Annotated in this window: 15 protein-coding genes and 1 pseudogene; 12 read left to right on the top strand and 4 right to left on the bottom strand. The window is 62.7% G+C overall.

All coding sequences use genetic code 11. The features are described from left to right. Nucleotides 1-7 precede the first annotated feature (7 nt). The 7 genes from OK015_RS19275 to OK015_RS19305 are packed head-to-tail and all read left to right on the top strand — an operon-like array spanning nt 8 to nt 7,476. Nucleotides 8-1,240, top strand: coding sequence for a cytochrome P450 (locus OK015_RS19275; RefSeq protein WP_268125493.1), 1,233 nt, complete (start codon nt 8-10; stop codon nt 1,238-1,240). A 5-nt stretch (nt 1,241-1,245) separates the two neighbouring features. Beyond that, the gene (locus OK015_RS19280; RefSeq protein WP_268125495.1) at nt 1,246-2,424 is read left to right on the top strand and encodes an aromatic ring-hydroxylating oxygenase subunit alpha; all 1,179 of its coding nucleotides are present in this window, start codon (nt 1,246-1,248) and stop codon (nt 2,422-2,424) included. A 7-nt stretch (nt 2,425-2,431) separates the two neighbouring features. After that, nucleotides 2,432-3,328 (top strand): hypothetical protein, encoded by an 897-nt coding sequence (locus tag OK015_RS19285; RefSeq protein ID WP_268125497.1) that lies wholly within the window; start codon nt 2,432-2,434, stop codon nt 3,326-3,328. Beyond that, on the top strand, nt 3,325-4,083 hold the full coding sequence (locus OK015_RS29075) for a Zn-ribbon domain-containing OB-fold protein (RefSeq protein ID WP_326498489.1): 759 nt from the start codon (nt 3,325-3,327) through the stop codon (nt 4,081-4,083). The genes OK015_RS19285 and OK015_RS29075 overlap by 4 nt, the downstream gene beginning before the upstream one ends. Further along, nucleotides 4,080-5,246: a thiolase C-terminal domain-containing protein gene (locus OK015_RS19295; RefSeq protein WP_268125499.1), complete on the top strand. Its 1,167-nt coding sequence runs from the start codon at nt 4,080-4,082 to the stop codon at nt 5,244-5,246. The genes OK015_RS29075 and OK015_RS19295 overlap by 4 nt, the downstream gene beginning before the upstream one ends. Nucleotides 5,247-5,270: 24 nt before the next feature. Beyond that, nucleotides 5,271-6,797: a class I adenylate-forming enzyme family protein gene (locus OK015_RS19300; protein ID WP_268125501.1), complete on the top strand. Its 1,527-nt coding sequence runs from the start codon at nt 5,271-5,273 to the stop codon at nt 6,795-6,797. Continuing rightward, nucleotides 6,763-7,476 carry a TetR/AcrR family transcriptional regulator gene (locus OK015_RS19305; protein ID WP_268125503.1) on the top strand — a complete coding sequence of 238 codons (714 nt, stop codon included), beginning with the start codon at nt 6,763-6,765 and terminating at the stop codon, nt 7,474-7,476. The genes OK015_RS19300 and OK015_RS19305 overlap by 35 nt, the downstream gene beginning before the upstream one ends. A 24-nt stretch (nt 7,477-7,500) precedes the next feature. Here the strand turns inward: OK015_RS19305 and OK015_RS19310 are convergent, their stop codons facing one another. Beyond that, the gene (locus tag OK015_RS19310) at nt 7,501-8,139 is read right to left on the bottom strand and encodes a TetR/AcrR family transcriptional regulator (protein WP_268125505.1); all 639 of its coding nucleotides are present in this window, start codon (nt 8,137-8,139) and stop codon (nt 7,501-7,503) included. Between the two features lie 258 nt (nt 8,140-8,397). On the opposite strand from OK015_RS19310, the gene OK015_RS19315 reads away from it, so the two are divergent. Genes OK015_RS19315 through OK015_RS19330 form a run of 4 tightly spaced genes read left to right on the top strand, consistent with a single transcriptional unit; the run spans nt 8,398 to nt 10,836 of the window. Continuing rightward, nucleotides 8,398-9,138, top strand: coding sequence for a hypothetical protein (locus OK015_RS19315; RefSeq protein ID WP_268125507.1), 741 nt, complete (start codon nt 8,398-8,400; stop codon nt 9,136-9,138). A 29-nt stretch (nt 9,139-9,167) separates the two neighbouring features. Then, the gene (locus OK015_RS19320; protein ID WP_268125509.1) at nt 9,168-9,770 is read left to right on the top strand and encodes a cytochrome c oxidase subunit 3 family protein; all 603 of its coding nucleotides are present in this window, start codon (nt 9,168-9,170) and stop codon (nt 9,768-9,770) included. 5 nt (nt 9,771-9,775) lie between these two features. Beyond that, entirely contained in the window at nt 9,776-10,045 is a 270-nt protein-coding gene (locus tag OK015_RS19325; protein WP_268125512.1) for a cytochrome C oxidase subunit IV family protein, read from the top strand. A gap of 50 nt (nt 10,046-10,095) precedes the next feature. Further along, entirely contained in the window at nt 10,096-10,836 is a 741-nt protein-coding gene (locus OK015_RS19330; RefSeq protein WP_268125514.1) for a hypothetical protein, read from the top strand. Here the strand turns inward: OK015_RS19330 and OK015_RS19335 are convergent. From OK015_RS19335 to OK015_RS19345, 3 genes and pseudogenes are all read right to left on the bottom strand, one after another. Beyond that, nucleotides 10,830-11,603 (bottom strand): SDR family NAD(P)-dependent oxidoreductase, encoded by a 774-nt coding sequence (locus tag OK015_RS19335; protein ID WP_268125516.1) that lies wholly within the window; start codon nt 11,601-11,603, stop codon nt 10,830-10,832. The genes OK015_RS19330 and OK015_RS19335 overlap by 7 nt on opposite strands. A 34-nt stretch (nt 11,604-11,637) precedes the next feature. Next, a complete protein-coding gene (locus tag OK015_RS19340; protein WP_268125518.1) occupies nt 11,638-12,213 on the bottom strand; it encodes an SDR family NAD(P)-dependent oxidoreductase in 576 nt (191 codons plus the stop codon). Next, nucleotides 12,210-13,139: pseudogene (locus tag OK015_RS19345) on the bottom strand (aromatic ring-hydroxylating dioxygenase subunit alpha); the annotation flags it as partial. The pseudogene OK015_RS19345 and the gene OK015_RS19340, both read right to left, overlap by 4 nt. Before the next feature lie 367 nt (nt 13,140-13,506). Between OK015_RS19345 and OK015_RS19350 the strand changes: the two are divergent. Next, a complete protein-coding gene (locus tag OK015_RS19350) occupies nt 13,507-14,616 on the top strand; it encodes a cytochrome P450 (RefSeq protein ID WP_268125520.1) in 1,110 nt (369 codons plus the stop codon). Nucleotides 14,617-14,728: the final 112 nt, after the last annotated feature.

Here is a 14,728-nt window from a genome sequence, read left to right on the forward strand (position 1 = left end):
TAGACGAATGACCACAGCAATGGACCGAGTGCCGCCGAACCTCGTCACGGACTTCGACGTGTACGACCCGAGTCTGGCGACCCCGGTGGACGTGTTTCAGCAGCGGGTGGCCGATCTGGCCGCCAAAGGTCCCGTTGTCTACTCGCCGGCTTACGGCGGGCACTGGGTGGTAACCGGGTATGAGGAAGTCCATCGGGTCCTGACCGACCCTGAGACGTTTTCCAGCTACCCGAACAATCTGGTCACACCAATGGATTTCGGCAAGTTCATCCCGCTCGAACTCGACCCACCGGAGCACACCGCCTACCGCCAGGTGTTGCAGCCACTGTTCAGTCCCCAACGCATGAAGAAACTCTCGGACGATATCCGTGCGGTAGTCAACAAGTTGATCGATGGCTTCGCGCCAAAAGGAAGCGCCGAATTCATCTCCGAGTTCGCCCACGAGCTGCCGGCAAGGATCTTCCTGGCACTGATGGACTGGCCGTTGGAAGACGCCGGCCTGTTCACGGAGGCCACCGACGTAGTGCTGTTCGGCAAGCCGGGCGGCACCCAGGAGGAGTCCGACCAGGCCCGCATCGCCGCCGGTTTGACCGTAGCCGGCTACTTCCAGAAGGTGATCGAGGATCGGCGGAACAACCCGCACGGCGATGCGACGTCGATCCTGATCAACACCGAGGTCGACCTGCCGGACGGCTCCCGGGTCCTCCAAGACCAAGAACTCATCTTGATGTTCTACCTGCTGTTGATGGGTGGCCTACACACCGTGCAGGGATCGCTGGCGTGGGCGATCGTGCATCTGGTCAACAACCCCGCCCAGCGAGAGCTGATCATTGCCGATCCGACCACAATTCCCAAAGCGGTCGAGGAGATTCTGCGCATCGAGGCGGCTGTCGCCGCCGGCCGCCGCGCGACCCGCGATGTCGAACTCGGCGGGGTTAACATCGCCGAGGGTGACCAGCTGCTGCTGATGCTGTGCTCGGCGAACCGCGACCCGGGTACCTTTACGTCCCCGGGCGACTTCGACATCGCCCGCTCCCCCAACCGGCACTTGTCGTTTGGCGCGGGAGTGCACCGCTGCCTGGGTTCACATCTCGGCCGCATCGAATTGACCGTCGCTCTCGAGGAACTGCACCGTCGCATCCCGGATTACCAACTGGTGGAATCGGATCCCCCGGTCTTCCACTCGACGCAGGTGCGTGGCTGCCTTCGCATGCCAATCACGTTTACACCAGAGAACTGAGTCCCATGACCACATCGCTTCCCCGCCAGGACCGAATCCGTCGGGCTTTAGAGCTGTTGCGGAACGAAACGACTGACAAGTTCGACGAGGTCGTTGGCTTTTCCGCGGGCGAGTTCACGGATCCGGCACTGGCGCAACAGGAGCGGGATCTTATTTTCGGCCGTGTCCCGTCGATCGTTGCCCACGGCTCCGAGATCGCGCGCCCGTTCGACTTCATGACCGTGCAAATGCCGCGCAACAACATCATCGTGGTGCGTCAAAAAGACGAGAGTGTCAAGACGTTCGTGAATTTGTGCCGACATCGTGGGGCCCTTTTGGAGGACAGCGAGAAGGGACGCTGCCGATTCTTCTCCTGCCCGTACCATCGGTGGTCCTACGATCCCGATGGCTCGTTGCGGATGGTCACCCGAGACACCACGTTCGGCGAGATCGATCGCAAAAAGCAGGGTCTGGTCGAGATACCGTGCGAGGAGCGGCACGGTTTCATCTGGGTGGTCGACAACGCGCACGCTGAGATCGATGTCGAGGGCTGGTTGGGTCCCGAAATGGATGCGATCTTGGCCGGCTACCACTTGGACAAGCTCCAATGCGTCCGGTCCGCGGGGTTCGACGAACCGACCAACTGGAAGATCATGCAGGATGCGTTCCTCGACGGATACCACATTCAGTACGCTCACCCCAACACCGCGGGCAAGATCATTCACACCAACGTCATGGCATTCGAGGATTTCGGCCGGCACTGCCGATTCATCGCGCCGCGTAAGTCGATCGACCGCTGGCTGGAAGAAGACCCAGGTGACCGCCAACTGGACCGCTACGTCACCGAGACGCACTTCTTGCTGCCAAACAGCACACTGTTGCGCCAACCAGATCACTTCCAGCTGTTGACCTTCCGTCCCCATCCGAGTGATCCGACCAAGTCCCGCATGGAGCAGCGGCTGATGGTGCCGAGCCAAGAAGACTCGGGGATGGACGAGGGACACTGGAACCGCCTGTGGGACAAGAACTGGGAGATCCTGCTGGCGGTGTTGCACAACGAGGATTTCCCGTTGCTGCGCAATTCGCAGCGCGGCATGGCCAGCGCCGATGCCGGCGATATGCTGTTGGGCCGCAACGAGGCCGCTAACCAGGTGTTCCGCCGGGAGACCAAGAAGTTGCTCGCCGAGGGCAACACCGCGCAGTGACCTCGCAATGATCAAATACGAGTGGCGCAATAGTCTTAACTCCGACGAATCGACCGAACTATCGGATCTTCTCGAGCGTGCCGCCGGCTATGACGCCGAACCCGAATATAACCGGATCGATTTCGCCGATGTCGATCGTGCGATGTCCCAATCCGATTCGTCGCAGCGTCATCTACTGATCTGGATGCTGCCGCACGCGACTAGCATGGCTGAGCCCGATCAACCAGAGCGAATCGCCGGAGTGCTCCGGCTCAAGTGCCTGCCGGACGGGTCGGCGCACGCGAGCGCGGTAGTCGACCCGCGCCTGCGCTCGATCGGGATCATGACACTGCTGGTGGAGAGGGTCGGTTTGGACACGACTACTCCGGGCGGCTGGCTCGACACCGGCGCCCACACGGTGACCGCATGGGCACAAGGCAACCACCCCGCGGCCGGCCGGCTGTCGAATCGATTCTTGATCCCACGCACCCGGCGGGTGTGGAAACTCATCCGCTCGGCCGACACGATCGAGGACGCCACCGCTGCCCCGGTGCTGGAATCCATTGACGAGGCGGCTCTCGCCGACCTGGCCTGGGTACCGGTGAACCCGGGCGGCGACCGCACCTACGCGCTGCGTGAGTCGGGACGCGTCGTCGGGGTGGTAGCGCTGGACATGCGCGCAGTCGCATCCGAGGAATTCGGCCGCTGCGCCACCATAGTGTCAGCCTTCGCCACGCCGGCCGCGGATTTGCCGCAGCGCCGCCGGTTACTTGACGGCGCGGCAGCCGTCGTCCAGGAGGCCGGAATGGCCGGGTTGATCATCTATGTCGACTCCGACGACACGCTTATCGTGAATGCGTGCCGCCTTGCCGGATTCCAACACGACCGCACCGACGTGCGCTATCAACTCGGCGTCCGGCCATGACCGCCACGATCCCGGTCGACCTGGAAAGCACCGCTGAGGCCCATGGCAAAGCCGTCGCCGCGGGCGACAATAAGGCGGTGTTGGCAGATTTCCTGCCCGACCGCATCGGGCAACTGATCGCCTCGGCCGATGTACCTGCCCGGCTCAAGGGTGCCCAGGTGCGCTCTATCAGCGAAGCAGAGTCGGGAAGCTACGACGTCATCATCCGTTACACCAAGCTCGACGACCAATGGTTCGAATTGCGCAGCCGTTGGGTGCTTTTCACCGATGGCAGCTGGCGGGTGGCCAGTGTGCGCAACATCCCCGATACGCCACCCTGGGTGGGCCTTACCGGCCCGTCGGACGATGGCCTCGACACGCCACACTGGGAAGGGCTGCGCGCGGGAAAGCTGCTGCTGCAGCGGTGTCGTGAGTGTGCGACGTGGATCTGGTCGCCGCGCCCCATCTGCCCCGCATGTCATAGTTTCGACACTGCCTTCGAGGCGGTCGACCCGGTCGGGACCATCTACTCGTGGACGCGAACCTGGCAGCCGTTCGCCGCGGAGGCCACCGGCCACCTGCCCTATGTCGTGGTGCTAGTGGAGCTCCCCTCGGCCGGTGGCCGCCGGGTCCTGGGCGTGCTCGCCCAGGCCGACAGGGTGACCCCCCGTATCGGTGCGACGGTGCGTGGGGCCATCGACCAGCCCGCCGACGACCGGTACTGGCCCCTGGTGCGCTGGCACCTGGACCCCGATTCGGACGTGGAGGCACGATGAGCGGGTTTCGCGGCTCGACCGCGGTGGTTGGCGTTGGGGCCACCGACTACTACAAACGCGGCACCAGCCCGCTGTCGTCGGCGCAATTGGTACTGCAGGCGATACTGCGGGCCTGCGACGACGCGGGTGCCGACCCGCGAACCGTCGACGGGTTCGTCTCCTACGCAGGGGATTCCAGCGAAGGTCTGGCTATCGGCGCGGCACTGGGCGTTAATGAGGTCCGCTGGTCGACCCAGGTCTGGGGTGGCGGCGGCGGTGCGGTGGCGGCGGCGGTCAACTGCGCTGCCGCCGCCGTATACAGCGGGCAGGCCCAATGCGTGGCGGTCTACCGCGGCTTATCTGAGGCCACCGACGGGCGCGGGGCATACAACAAGGGACACATGGGCCACCTTTATGCCGCTCACGGGATGATCGCACCGGCCCAGGTGTGCGCGATGCGTACCCAGCGGATGCTCGACGTCGACGGTGTGCCGCCCTCGACCCTGGAGGCGGTCGCACGTGCCGGCTATCACCATGCGCAGAACAATCCAAACGCGGTCGCCTACGGTCAGCCGCTCGATCACGACCGCTACCAGGGTGCCCGACTCATTTCCGAGCCGCTTCGACTCTTTGACTGCTCTCGTGAAAATGACGGCGCCACCGCGATTTTAGTCGTCAGCACCGAAAGCGTGGGGGACTATCGCGGGACGCCGGCCTACATCCTGTCCGGAGTGCAGGGCGCCGCCGCCGGCTGGACCGAATCGGTCGAAAACGAAACCACCTACACGAGTGCGGGATTCCATCCCTCTTTGGTGAACCGACTTTGGGAAGGTGCGCAACTCAGTGCGGCAGATGTCGACGTGGCGCAGGTGTATGAGAACTTCACCGGTCCCGCGGTCGCGTCCATGATCGACCACGGGCTGTGCCCGCCAGGGCCAGCGGCCGGCGAGGTCCTGACCGTCGACAACCTGACGGTCCACCGCGGCCGTCTGCCCATCAACACCGCCGGCGGAAACATCGCCGAAGGTTTCGTGCACGGGATCGGACTGGTGGCCGAGGCGGTACGGCAGATCCGCGGAGGTTCACCCAATCCTGTTTCCGATGCCGATGTTTCGCTACTCATCGGCGGTCCAATGGCTCCGCTCGTCAGCTCGACCGTGTTCGGGTCGGCGGCGACGATCTGACCCGTCGGAGACTCGAGGAGGAAAATGGCCGCGACAGTCGGCTCAGCACTGCACTGGTGGGCAAGAACCAAAGGCGACCGGCCCGCGGTCATCCTTGGCAAGGACCAACTCAGCTATCGGCAACTGCACGACTGGTCCGGGCGGCTAGCGCGGCGGTTGGCCGACGACGGTGTCAAGCCCGGCGACCGTGTCGGACTGCTGGCACCCAACGCGCTGCAATGGCCGGTGGCGGCGTTGGCAATCATGAAGGCCGGTGCGGTGCTCGTGCCGTTCAACGCCCGCCTCAAGCCCTCGGAGATCCGCAAAATTGCCGACGATGCCGGGCTCAGCCTGCTGATCGCCGCGTCCTCCCATGCCACCGTCGCCCACAAGGCATGCCAGGCGGGCCGCGAATTCGCGGTGCTGCCTTTTGACAGCATCGACGCCGAACGCACCGGCACTCCCGACGATTTCCGCGTCGACCGGGACGGTGCGGAGCCGATCGCGGTGATTTTCACCAGCGGCTCCACCGGACTGTCCAAAGGTGTGATTCTGACCAGCAACACCCTGCTGTCCATCGTGCTGGAAAACACGCTGACCGAAGAGGGTTTCCGACCGGGAACGGTGACGTTGCTGGTGTTGCCGCTGGCATTCACCCCGGGCCTGGTATACGGACTGCTGATCACCACCGTGCTGGGCGGAACCCTGGTGGTCGAACCAGAACTCAATCCGTCTCGCGCGGTGAATCTGATCGAACAACACTCGGTGCGCGCGATCTTCGGCGTCCCGCTGATCTTCGAGTCCCTTTCTCGGGCAGACGAATTCGACAGCGCCGACCTAAGCTCACTGCAAACCGCAATCGTCGGTGGCGCGGCAGTGCCGGCAGACCTGCTGAAGCGCTGGGCAGACAAAGGCGTATTGCTGCGCCAGATCTACGGGATGACCGAGGCCGGCGGCGTGGCGACAGCGACGCTAAAGGACGACGCACTGGGCCACCCGGACTCGTGCGGCGTCGGCTCGATTTTCACCGAAGTGGCGGTGATGGCCGACGACGGCTCGGCGGTCGGACCTGGCGAACACGGCGAGATCGTGGTCCGCGGCCCCGGCGTCACCCCGGGATATTGGGACGATCCGCAAACCACCGCCGTGGCGATTCGTGACGGCTGGTTACACAGCGGCGATCTGGGGACACGCGACGCACAAGGGCGCATCACTTTCGTCGATCGCATCAAAGACTTGATTATTTCCGGCGGAATCAACATCTCACCGGTGGAGTTGGAAGTGACCATCGCAAGCCTTGACGGCGTCGCCGAGGTGGCCGTCATCGCCGCCCCCGACCCACGATTCGGCGAGACGCCCGCCGCGATCATCACGGTGGCACCCGGAGCCGAAAGCCTCGACGAGGCGACGGTAATCGCGCACTGCGAACAACTGCTGTCCGACTATAAGGTGCCGCGGTACGTGGTGCTTCGATCCGAACCGCTGCCCCGGTTGCCCAGCGGCAAGATCGCCAAACAGGCGGTCCGGGAGGAATATCATGACATTGGGCAACGATTTACCCGCGCGAGATGACATCGGGCCCGGCGCCGGCATGCCGCCCCCGCCGGTAGCATCTCTCAGCCTCGCCGGTCCCGGCAGGACCAGGCGGCGCACCAACACCAGCGTTCTGAGCGGCAACGCCACCGAGGCACGCGAACAAATCCTTGCCGCGGCCGAGAAGGTCATTGCGCGCTACGGCGTCTCGAAAACGACGATGGATGACATCGGACGGCAAGCCGGAGTCTCCCGGCCCACCGTGTACCGCTATTTCGGCGACCGCGATAACCTGTTGGGGGCGTTGATCGAACGGCGTGCCCGGATGTTGTTCGACCGAGCTCGCAATTACATCTTTGGGTTTGAGTCTTTCGACGAACAACTCGTCGAGGGGCTGCTCTATCTCATCGACCATGGTCTACGGGACCCGATCATGCGGATCCTGGTCGGTCCCGAATATCTGGGAGTGACCACCCCGATCGTCAACGGATCCGCGCTGGTCGCCGAACTCACCGCCGAGATGTGGGAGCCGGTGCTGCGGCTGGCAGTCCAACGCGGCGAAATCCGTTCGGACCTCGACCTGTTGGCAGTCGGCCGGTGGCTGGCATTGGTGCAGTTCGTCCTGGTCGGTCGCCACGATGTGAGCGGCACCGATGATTCGGGCACTCGGATGTTGTTGAAAACGTTTGTCTTGCCGGCGTTTTTGCCCGGGAGCTAAGCCGGCGGCGGGTGTGTTCGCCGATCAGCGGCCGGTCACCCCGTAGAGCAGCATCTGCACGGCTTCCTCGATCTGGCGGCTCCGGCCCGGGCGACGCTGATCCGACGGAAAAAGCCAGTCGTCCAGTAAAACCAACGACAGCACCGACCCGACGGACAACGCAACGGTCACCGGGGCATCAAGCTCACGGAAATGCCGTGCGGCGCCGTGCTCGGTCAGCACGAGCCGCACAGTGCGTAGATTCTCGGCGAGTTTGCCACTCACCCGCGCCGCGACCTCGGCGAGTACCGGCTCACCGCCTTTGACCCGCGCCGCCACCAGCGTGCGAAACAACTCCTTGTGCTCGTCGGCCAGTCCGTAAAAGCCCTTGACGAACGAACGCGCTATCTCCACGGGATCCGACTGCGACGTCATGCTTACGTTCCACGTCGTAGCCCAGTGATTCACAAAATCGGAGAACGGCGAGACGATTGTGGTCTCGAACAGCTCAGCCTTACTGCCGAAATTGCGGAACAGAACCGACTCGCCGACGCCGGCCTCCTCGGCAATCTGACGGGTGGTGGTGCCGTGATAGCCCTGTTCGGAAAAGAGACGATGCGCAGCCTCTAGGACGAGGGTTCTTATCTCGTCGGCGCCGCGGCGTCCGTTGCGAGGGCTGGCCACCGACACGACTAACGGTGAGATCCGGCAGTCAACGCCGAACTGGACATCCGGGCCTCCCTACTCGACGACATTGCCCCTGACTCTAACCCGAGGCATGCGGCGCGGCCGACGGATGCGCACCTGAAGCGCGAGTCCGCCACCTGGCGCACCCGTCTGGATACATCCCCAACACTCCCGATTCTTACCTCTATCGTAAGTGTTACTTACGATCTAAGATAGTGTCACTTATCATTGGCATTAGAGAGTTGGAGACGCATCATGAAGAAGGGCGAACTGGACTCGGGCCTGGCGAAAGCCGCCGTCTGGTCGGGCATCGCGCTGATCGTCGCGATGATCGTCGCGCAGGGCTTCATGATGCATTTCATCCCGCCGCCGTCTCCTGCCCTCTCGGCGAAGGAACTGGCCCAGAGATTCATCGACCGGCACAACGAGATCCGGCTTGGTTGTTTGATCCAGTGCATCTTCTGGTCGTTTTGGGCGACGTGGTGCATGGCGATCACCGTCTTCATCCGCAAGATGGAACGCGGTTGGCCGATCCTGACGTACTCGTCGATCGCCCTGCAGGGTGGCGGCTATGTCTTTTTCATCCTGATCCCGATGACGTGGGGTGTCATCGCGTTTCGCCCGGAATCGCTCGACCCGTCGGTGATGCAGATCATGAACGACTGGGTGTGGTTCGACTTCCTGTTCACCTGGCCGCCGTTCGCGTTGTGGATGGCAGTCATCGGCTTGGCGATCATCAAGGACCACAACGTGCCCACGCTGTATCCGCGGTGGGTCGCCTACCTGAACTTCTGGTGCGCCATCCTGATCTTCCCCGCTGGGCTGATTGTGTTCTTCCACGACGGGTTGTTCGCCTATAACGGGGTCGGCGCCTTCTGGATCCCCTTCGCGATCTTCTTCGGCTGGATGATCGCCATGTCTGTGCTTACTTTGCAGGCCATCGACCGGCAAAAAGCAGGACGTGCCGAGAACCGACCCGAGCTGGCCACCGTCTGAGCCAGCGATCTGGAGAGGGGGCACATCGCTTGCAGCCCATAGCCACTCAGCCGTCACCACCGCTCGCAGCGAAGACGACAAAGAGGATCCCCGGCGAAGCGGGTGTCTGGATCTTCATCCTCGGCGACATCTGCGTGTTCGCCGTCTTCTTCACCTACTATCTGGTCCAGCGCAGCAAGCACGTCGAAGTGTTCGATCTGTCCCAGTCCACGCTGAATAAGAACTTCGGCGCGGTCAACACCATTTTCCTACTTGTCAGTTCGCTATTCGTCGTGCTGGCTGTTCGCGCCATGAGATCTACCGAGCGGATTCTGGCGCAACGCCTGGTCACCGGCGCCTTTCTCTGCGGCGCGGCGTTCATCATCGTCAAGACCTTCGAATATTCCGAACGGATTGCAGCACACCAGATCCCGACGACCAACGGCTTTTACCTACTTTATTTTGTGCTGACCGGCTTGCACCTGTTTCACCTGATCCTCGGATTGGGAGTGCTCACCGTATTGTTCTTCTTGGCCCGCAAACCCGATCTCTCCCCACACCAGTGGGCGTTCTTCGAAGGCGGCGCTTGTTTTTGGCACATGGTCGACCTGCTCTGGCTGGTACTGTTCCCACTGATCTTCTTGGTCAGGTGAGACGGATGACGACCCTACTTCGCACGCCTGCAACGGCGGTCTGGGTGATACTGGTGGCCGCTACCGGGGTATCCTGGGCGCTCGGTACTCAGCATGGCATGCCCAATCACCAGCTCGCCAGCGTGATCATCTTGCTGATCGCCTTCATCAAAGTCCGCTTGGTTGGCCTTTATTTCATGGAGTTGCGCGAGGCGCCAAATGTCTTGCGCGGGTTGTTCGAAGCGTATTGCCTGATCGTGTGCGCGCTGCTCCTAGGAGTTTTTATTTTCGCCTAAACACTTGACGTAGACACAGCGCCCGACGACAGTTTTGCCAGGAGGTAGCAATGGAAGCGAGAGTCCACCGAGTCCTCATTTGGAGCGGACCGGCCATGATCGCGGTGTGGCTCGGAGCGTTCCTGTTCATCGCGGGGTTCATACCTCCCTCGCGTCCCAGCGCCAGCGCAGCAGAAATCGTGCGCCTCTACGCAGATCACTCGATCGCGATTAAGCTCGGCATGGTCATATCCATGGCAGGTTCGGCTCTGCTGGTGCCGTGGGCCATAGCGATCTCGGGCCAAATCAGACGCATCGACGGTGCGAAGGCGCTGGCCGATGTGCAGATGGTTTCGTGCGCATTGCTGTCGCTGGAGTTCATCACGCCGATCGGCGTGTGGATGGCAGTAAGCTTCCGGTACGACGACCGCGCACCCGACGTGACCCGCGCGCTCCATGACCTTGGCTGGATTCTCTTCATGACCGTCATCTGGTCGCTCTGGGTGCAACTACTCGCGATAGCCGCCGCGATCCTGATCGATCGCCGTAGCGAGCCGGTGCTGCCGCGATGGCTCGGATACCTCAGCCTGTGGGTGGCGATGCTGATCATCCCGGCCGGGCTGGTGTTGTTCTTCAAGCACGGACCGTTCGCATGGAACGGAGTGGTCGGCTTGTACATCCCGCTCACGGCGTTCGTCATCTGGGTCATGTCGATGACAATCACCATCCACCAGAAACTCTCCCGCGAGATCGGTGCCGGCACCCGAGCCGACGAGCCACTATTGGCTACGGCACAGCCACATCGTCAATGACCCGAGGTGCCACCGTCGACGGCGATCGTGGAGCCGGTGATGTAACTGGACGCCGGGCTGGCTAAAAACACCACCACAGCGTCGATCTCGCGCTGAGTGGCGACGCGCCCCAGCGAGCACCCGGCCAGGAAACGGCCCAAGGTTTCCTGCGACATCTCGCTGGTCATGTCGGTCTCGACGAATCCCGGCGCGATGGCATTGACCCGAATGCCTTTTCGGGCGGCCCACTGGTTGGACAAGTCTCTGGTCAAACCGATCAGTCCGGCTTTGCTGGCGGCGTAAGCCGCTTGCGGCAGCTCAGATTTGACCAGTCCGAGCAAGCTGGAGACGTTGATGATGCTCGACCCGCGGCCCATGGCGCCAGCGCAGGCCTGCGCGACCCAATAGGCGCCGAACAGGTTCACTTCAACCACCGACGCGAAATCCTCGGGTCGTTCCCGCGATGCGGGTGTCACTTGAGAAATGCCGGCGTTGTTCACCAGCACGTCGACCCGGCCGAAGTGGTCGACCGCCGCCTCCACCAGCGCTGCGCAATCCTTCGGACGTGTGACATCGGTAGGCACCGCTAGGCATTCACGCCCTACCGCGCGGACACTGTCCGCGGTGGCCTCCAACCGCCCCACCCGGCGACCGGCAATCACCACGTCGGCGCCCGCCTCGGCCAGAGCGCGAGCGAAGCCGGCGCCCAGACCGCTGCCCGCTCCGGTCACGACTGCCACGCGTCCCGTAATGGCGAACAGGTCCAGAACTCCGTCGATCGTCGACACCGCCGCGTTCCCACTTTCCACTAATCGCCGGCGTTCAGAAGACGCTGTAGCCGCCGTCGACAACCACTTCGTTACCGGTATGGTAGGTCAGTCCGCTGTGGGCCAGAAACGGTGCAATATCGAGGTCATCCTCGTCGGTCGCCCAGCGGCGCAACGGAATTCGTGCGGTAGCGGCTTTCATGAACTTTGGATCGGCACGCAGGAACTCATTCATTGCGGTGATCGTCCATCCCGGGACCAGGATGTTCACTCGGATTCCGTAGCGGGCCAGTTCCACAGCGAGGGTGCGGCCCAGGCCGACCAAGCCGCTCTTGGTGACGGCATAGGCCGCCTGACGAGCGGCGCCGTAGCGCGACACCATGGACGACACCACCACGATGGAACCACTCCCCCGTTCGATCATGTGCCGAGCGGCGGCGCGCGTGGTGAGGAAGCTCCGGTTGCGGTCGTCGTTTCGCGCCCAGATCGCTACCGTGGCCCCAGCGCGCCCGACACCGCGAGCCAGCGCGACACCGATACCGGCATTGCCACCGGTGACCACCACTGTCGTGCCGCTCAGATCGTAGGCGCCCGGTGAAGGGTTCTGGCCGTGCGACTGCTCAGTACTCACGTCGTCAGCTTGTGCAACTCTCGGCGAAATATATGGTTCACCAATTCATTTCGCCCCAACAGCATCGGTCCCGCGTTCGCACTTTCCATAGCCTCCTGCGATCCCCGCAGCAGCGGAAAATCCTCGTCATAGAGCACCGCCTGCAGGATGTCCCAATTCTTCTCCGAAAGCCGCTGCCACTTCGCCTCATCCATCCCGGTGTCCTCGACGGTGGGCACCAATAGTCGCATCTCCATTCGGCAACGGCCCGCTTCGGTGGGACGGGGGCGAAACGTCAACAACTCGAAGTGCGTGGTCTGGCGTAGCAAGGTGCTGTTGGGCAACAGAAGATGCCCCTCGATGACGTGCTTGGCCAGCAGGCCGTATGCCGGCTCGTCGACCAACACGCGGTCGATCGACTTACGCGGCGTCGTCATGCGGACGTGACGGCCGTAGTCCTCGACGCTCTGCACGTTGGTGTACACATGCTTTCCCGCTGAATTCGGGTGCGCGTAGTGGATGTGGTAGTTGTCAATAAACGTGTCCTGCATGATCTTCCAGTTGACCGGCTCGTCGTAAGCGGCGCTGCGGAAGGTGATGAGCCGATCCAGCCGGTAGTCGGCCAGCATCTCGTCGACAGCCTCACCCAGCCAATCGGCGACGTCGATCGAGGCGATAGCCTCGTCCACCATCCATACCAACCCGTGGCGCTCCTGGGTGGGCAGCTCGATCAGCCCGTGTTCGGCGCGGTCAACCTCGCCGAAGGTGTTGCCACGCGTCACCGCGCGCAGCGAACCGTCCGGATTGTATGACCAGCGATGATATCCGCAGGAGAACAGCCGACAGCTGCCGCGCTCCCGCTCCTCCAGCAGCGCACCGCGGTGGCGACAGTGGTTCACGAACGATTTCACGCTGCCGTCTCGTTGACGAACCACGATGACCTCGCTATGCGTCCCTGTGACGCCGTCAAAGCCTGTGCCATCGCCGCGTCCTCCTCGCGATCCGCCGCGCAACGCCCATAAATCCAATTACCTATATGCACTAGGTTTACACCATGCGCGAGAGCAACGGAAGGAACTCGACGTCTTCACGCGCTGAGCGAGGTGTACACCAGGGTCGCACTGATAGTGGCGAACACGAAGTTACGGCCACCTGGGTGACGCTTGACACATTTTACCTACGTACATAAGTTAATTGCGTTGGCCGCCTCCGGGCGGCGCTCGGCCACGTTCAAAGAGTGTGGACGATTCTGTCACTCAGTAGCGCAGCGCGATGCTCAGGACAACAATCGAAATGGCAGGAGCGAGTTGGGTTATGAACACCATCGAAGCAGTCCCCGCGGATCTGGTTGTCGATTTCGATGTGTACGACCCCACCCTGGCCGCGCCCGAAGACGTGTTCAACCAGCGAATTGAGGAGGTGGCCGGCGTCGGTCCGGTCGTCTACTCCCCTTTGTATGGCGGACATTGGATCGTCACCCGGTACCAGGAGATCACTGAGGTGCTACGCGACCCAGCCCGATTCTCCAGCTACCCGAACAACTTGATACCGCACGGGTTTGGCAAGTTCATTCCCCTCGAGGACGACCCACCAACGCACACCGTTTACCGGCGTGCGCTGCAACCGCTTTTCAATTCGCACCGGATGAACGCGATGGAACCGCAAATTCGCGCCATCGTGACCGAGTTGATCGACGGACTCGCCGCCCGCGGGTCGGCGGAGTTCATTTCCGAATTCGCTCACGAGTTGCCTGCACGCGTATTCCTGGCATTGATGGGCTGGCCGCTGGCGGACGCGCCTATGTTCACCGAAGCCACCGGCACCACGCTGCATGGCATCCCTGGCGCCAGCGAGGAAGAGTCCATCGCCGCCCGGGCCGAAGCGGCGGACAGAATGATGGCCTACTTCGCCGCAATAGTCGCCGACCGGCGCAGTGGAAGTGCGGACGCGTCGGACGTGACGGCATCGATCATTAACAGCGACATCGTAATTGATACTCAGCCACGGCCACTCACCGATGACGAGTTGTGCAACGTTTTCATGCTGCTACTCATCGCCGGTTTGCACACCACTCAGGGGTCGTTGGCGTGGGGCCTCATGCACCTCGGCGCCCACCGCGAGCAGCGGGACGCGCTGGTCCAAGACCCCAGTCTGATCCCCGCGGCCGTGGAGGAAGTACTACGCATGGAGGCCGCAGTATCCGCGGGACGCAGCGTGGTCCACGACACCGAACTGGGCGGTGTGCACCCACGGGCCGGTGATCAGCTGCTGGTGGTGCTCGCCGCGGCCAACCGCGACGAGCGGGAGTTCGACAACCCGGACGTCGAGCCCGATCCCGATCGGCCGTCGGTATCGAACACCGCGCAGGTGCGTGGCGTATTGGAGTTGCACATTCGCTTCACCCCTGAGGTGCCTGCAGCGTAATCGGCTCCTGCGATCCAATTCCATTTCGCTACAGGGAATTCGAGCCGATTACGCGTGCGGGTTGCGAGCCCTCAGTACTTAAGAAAATTCGTAGAGAGCGGCGAAAGGGCCC

The sequence above is a fragment of the Mycobacterium sp. Aquia_216 genome, from assembly GCF_026723865.1.
Classification (GTDB): Bacteria; Actinomycetota; Actinomycetes; order Mycobacteriales; family Mycobacteriaceae; genus Mycobacterium.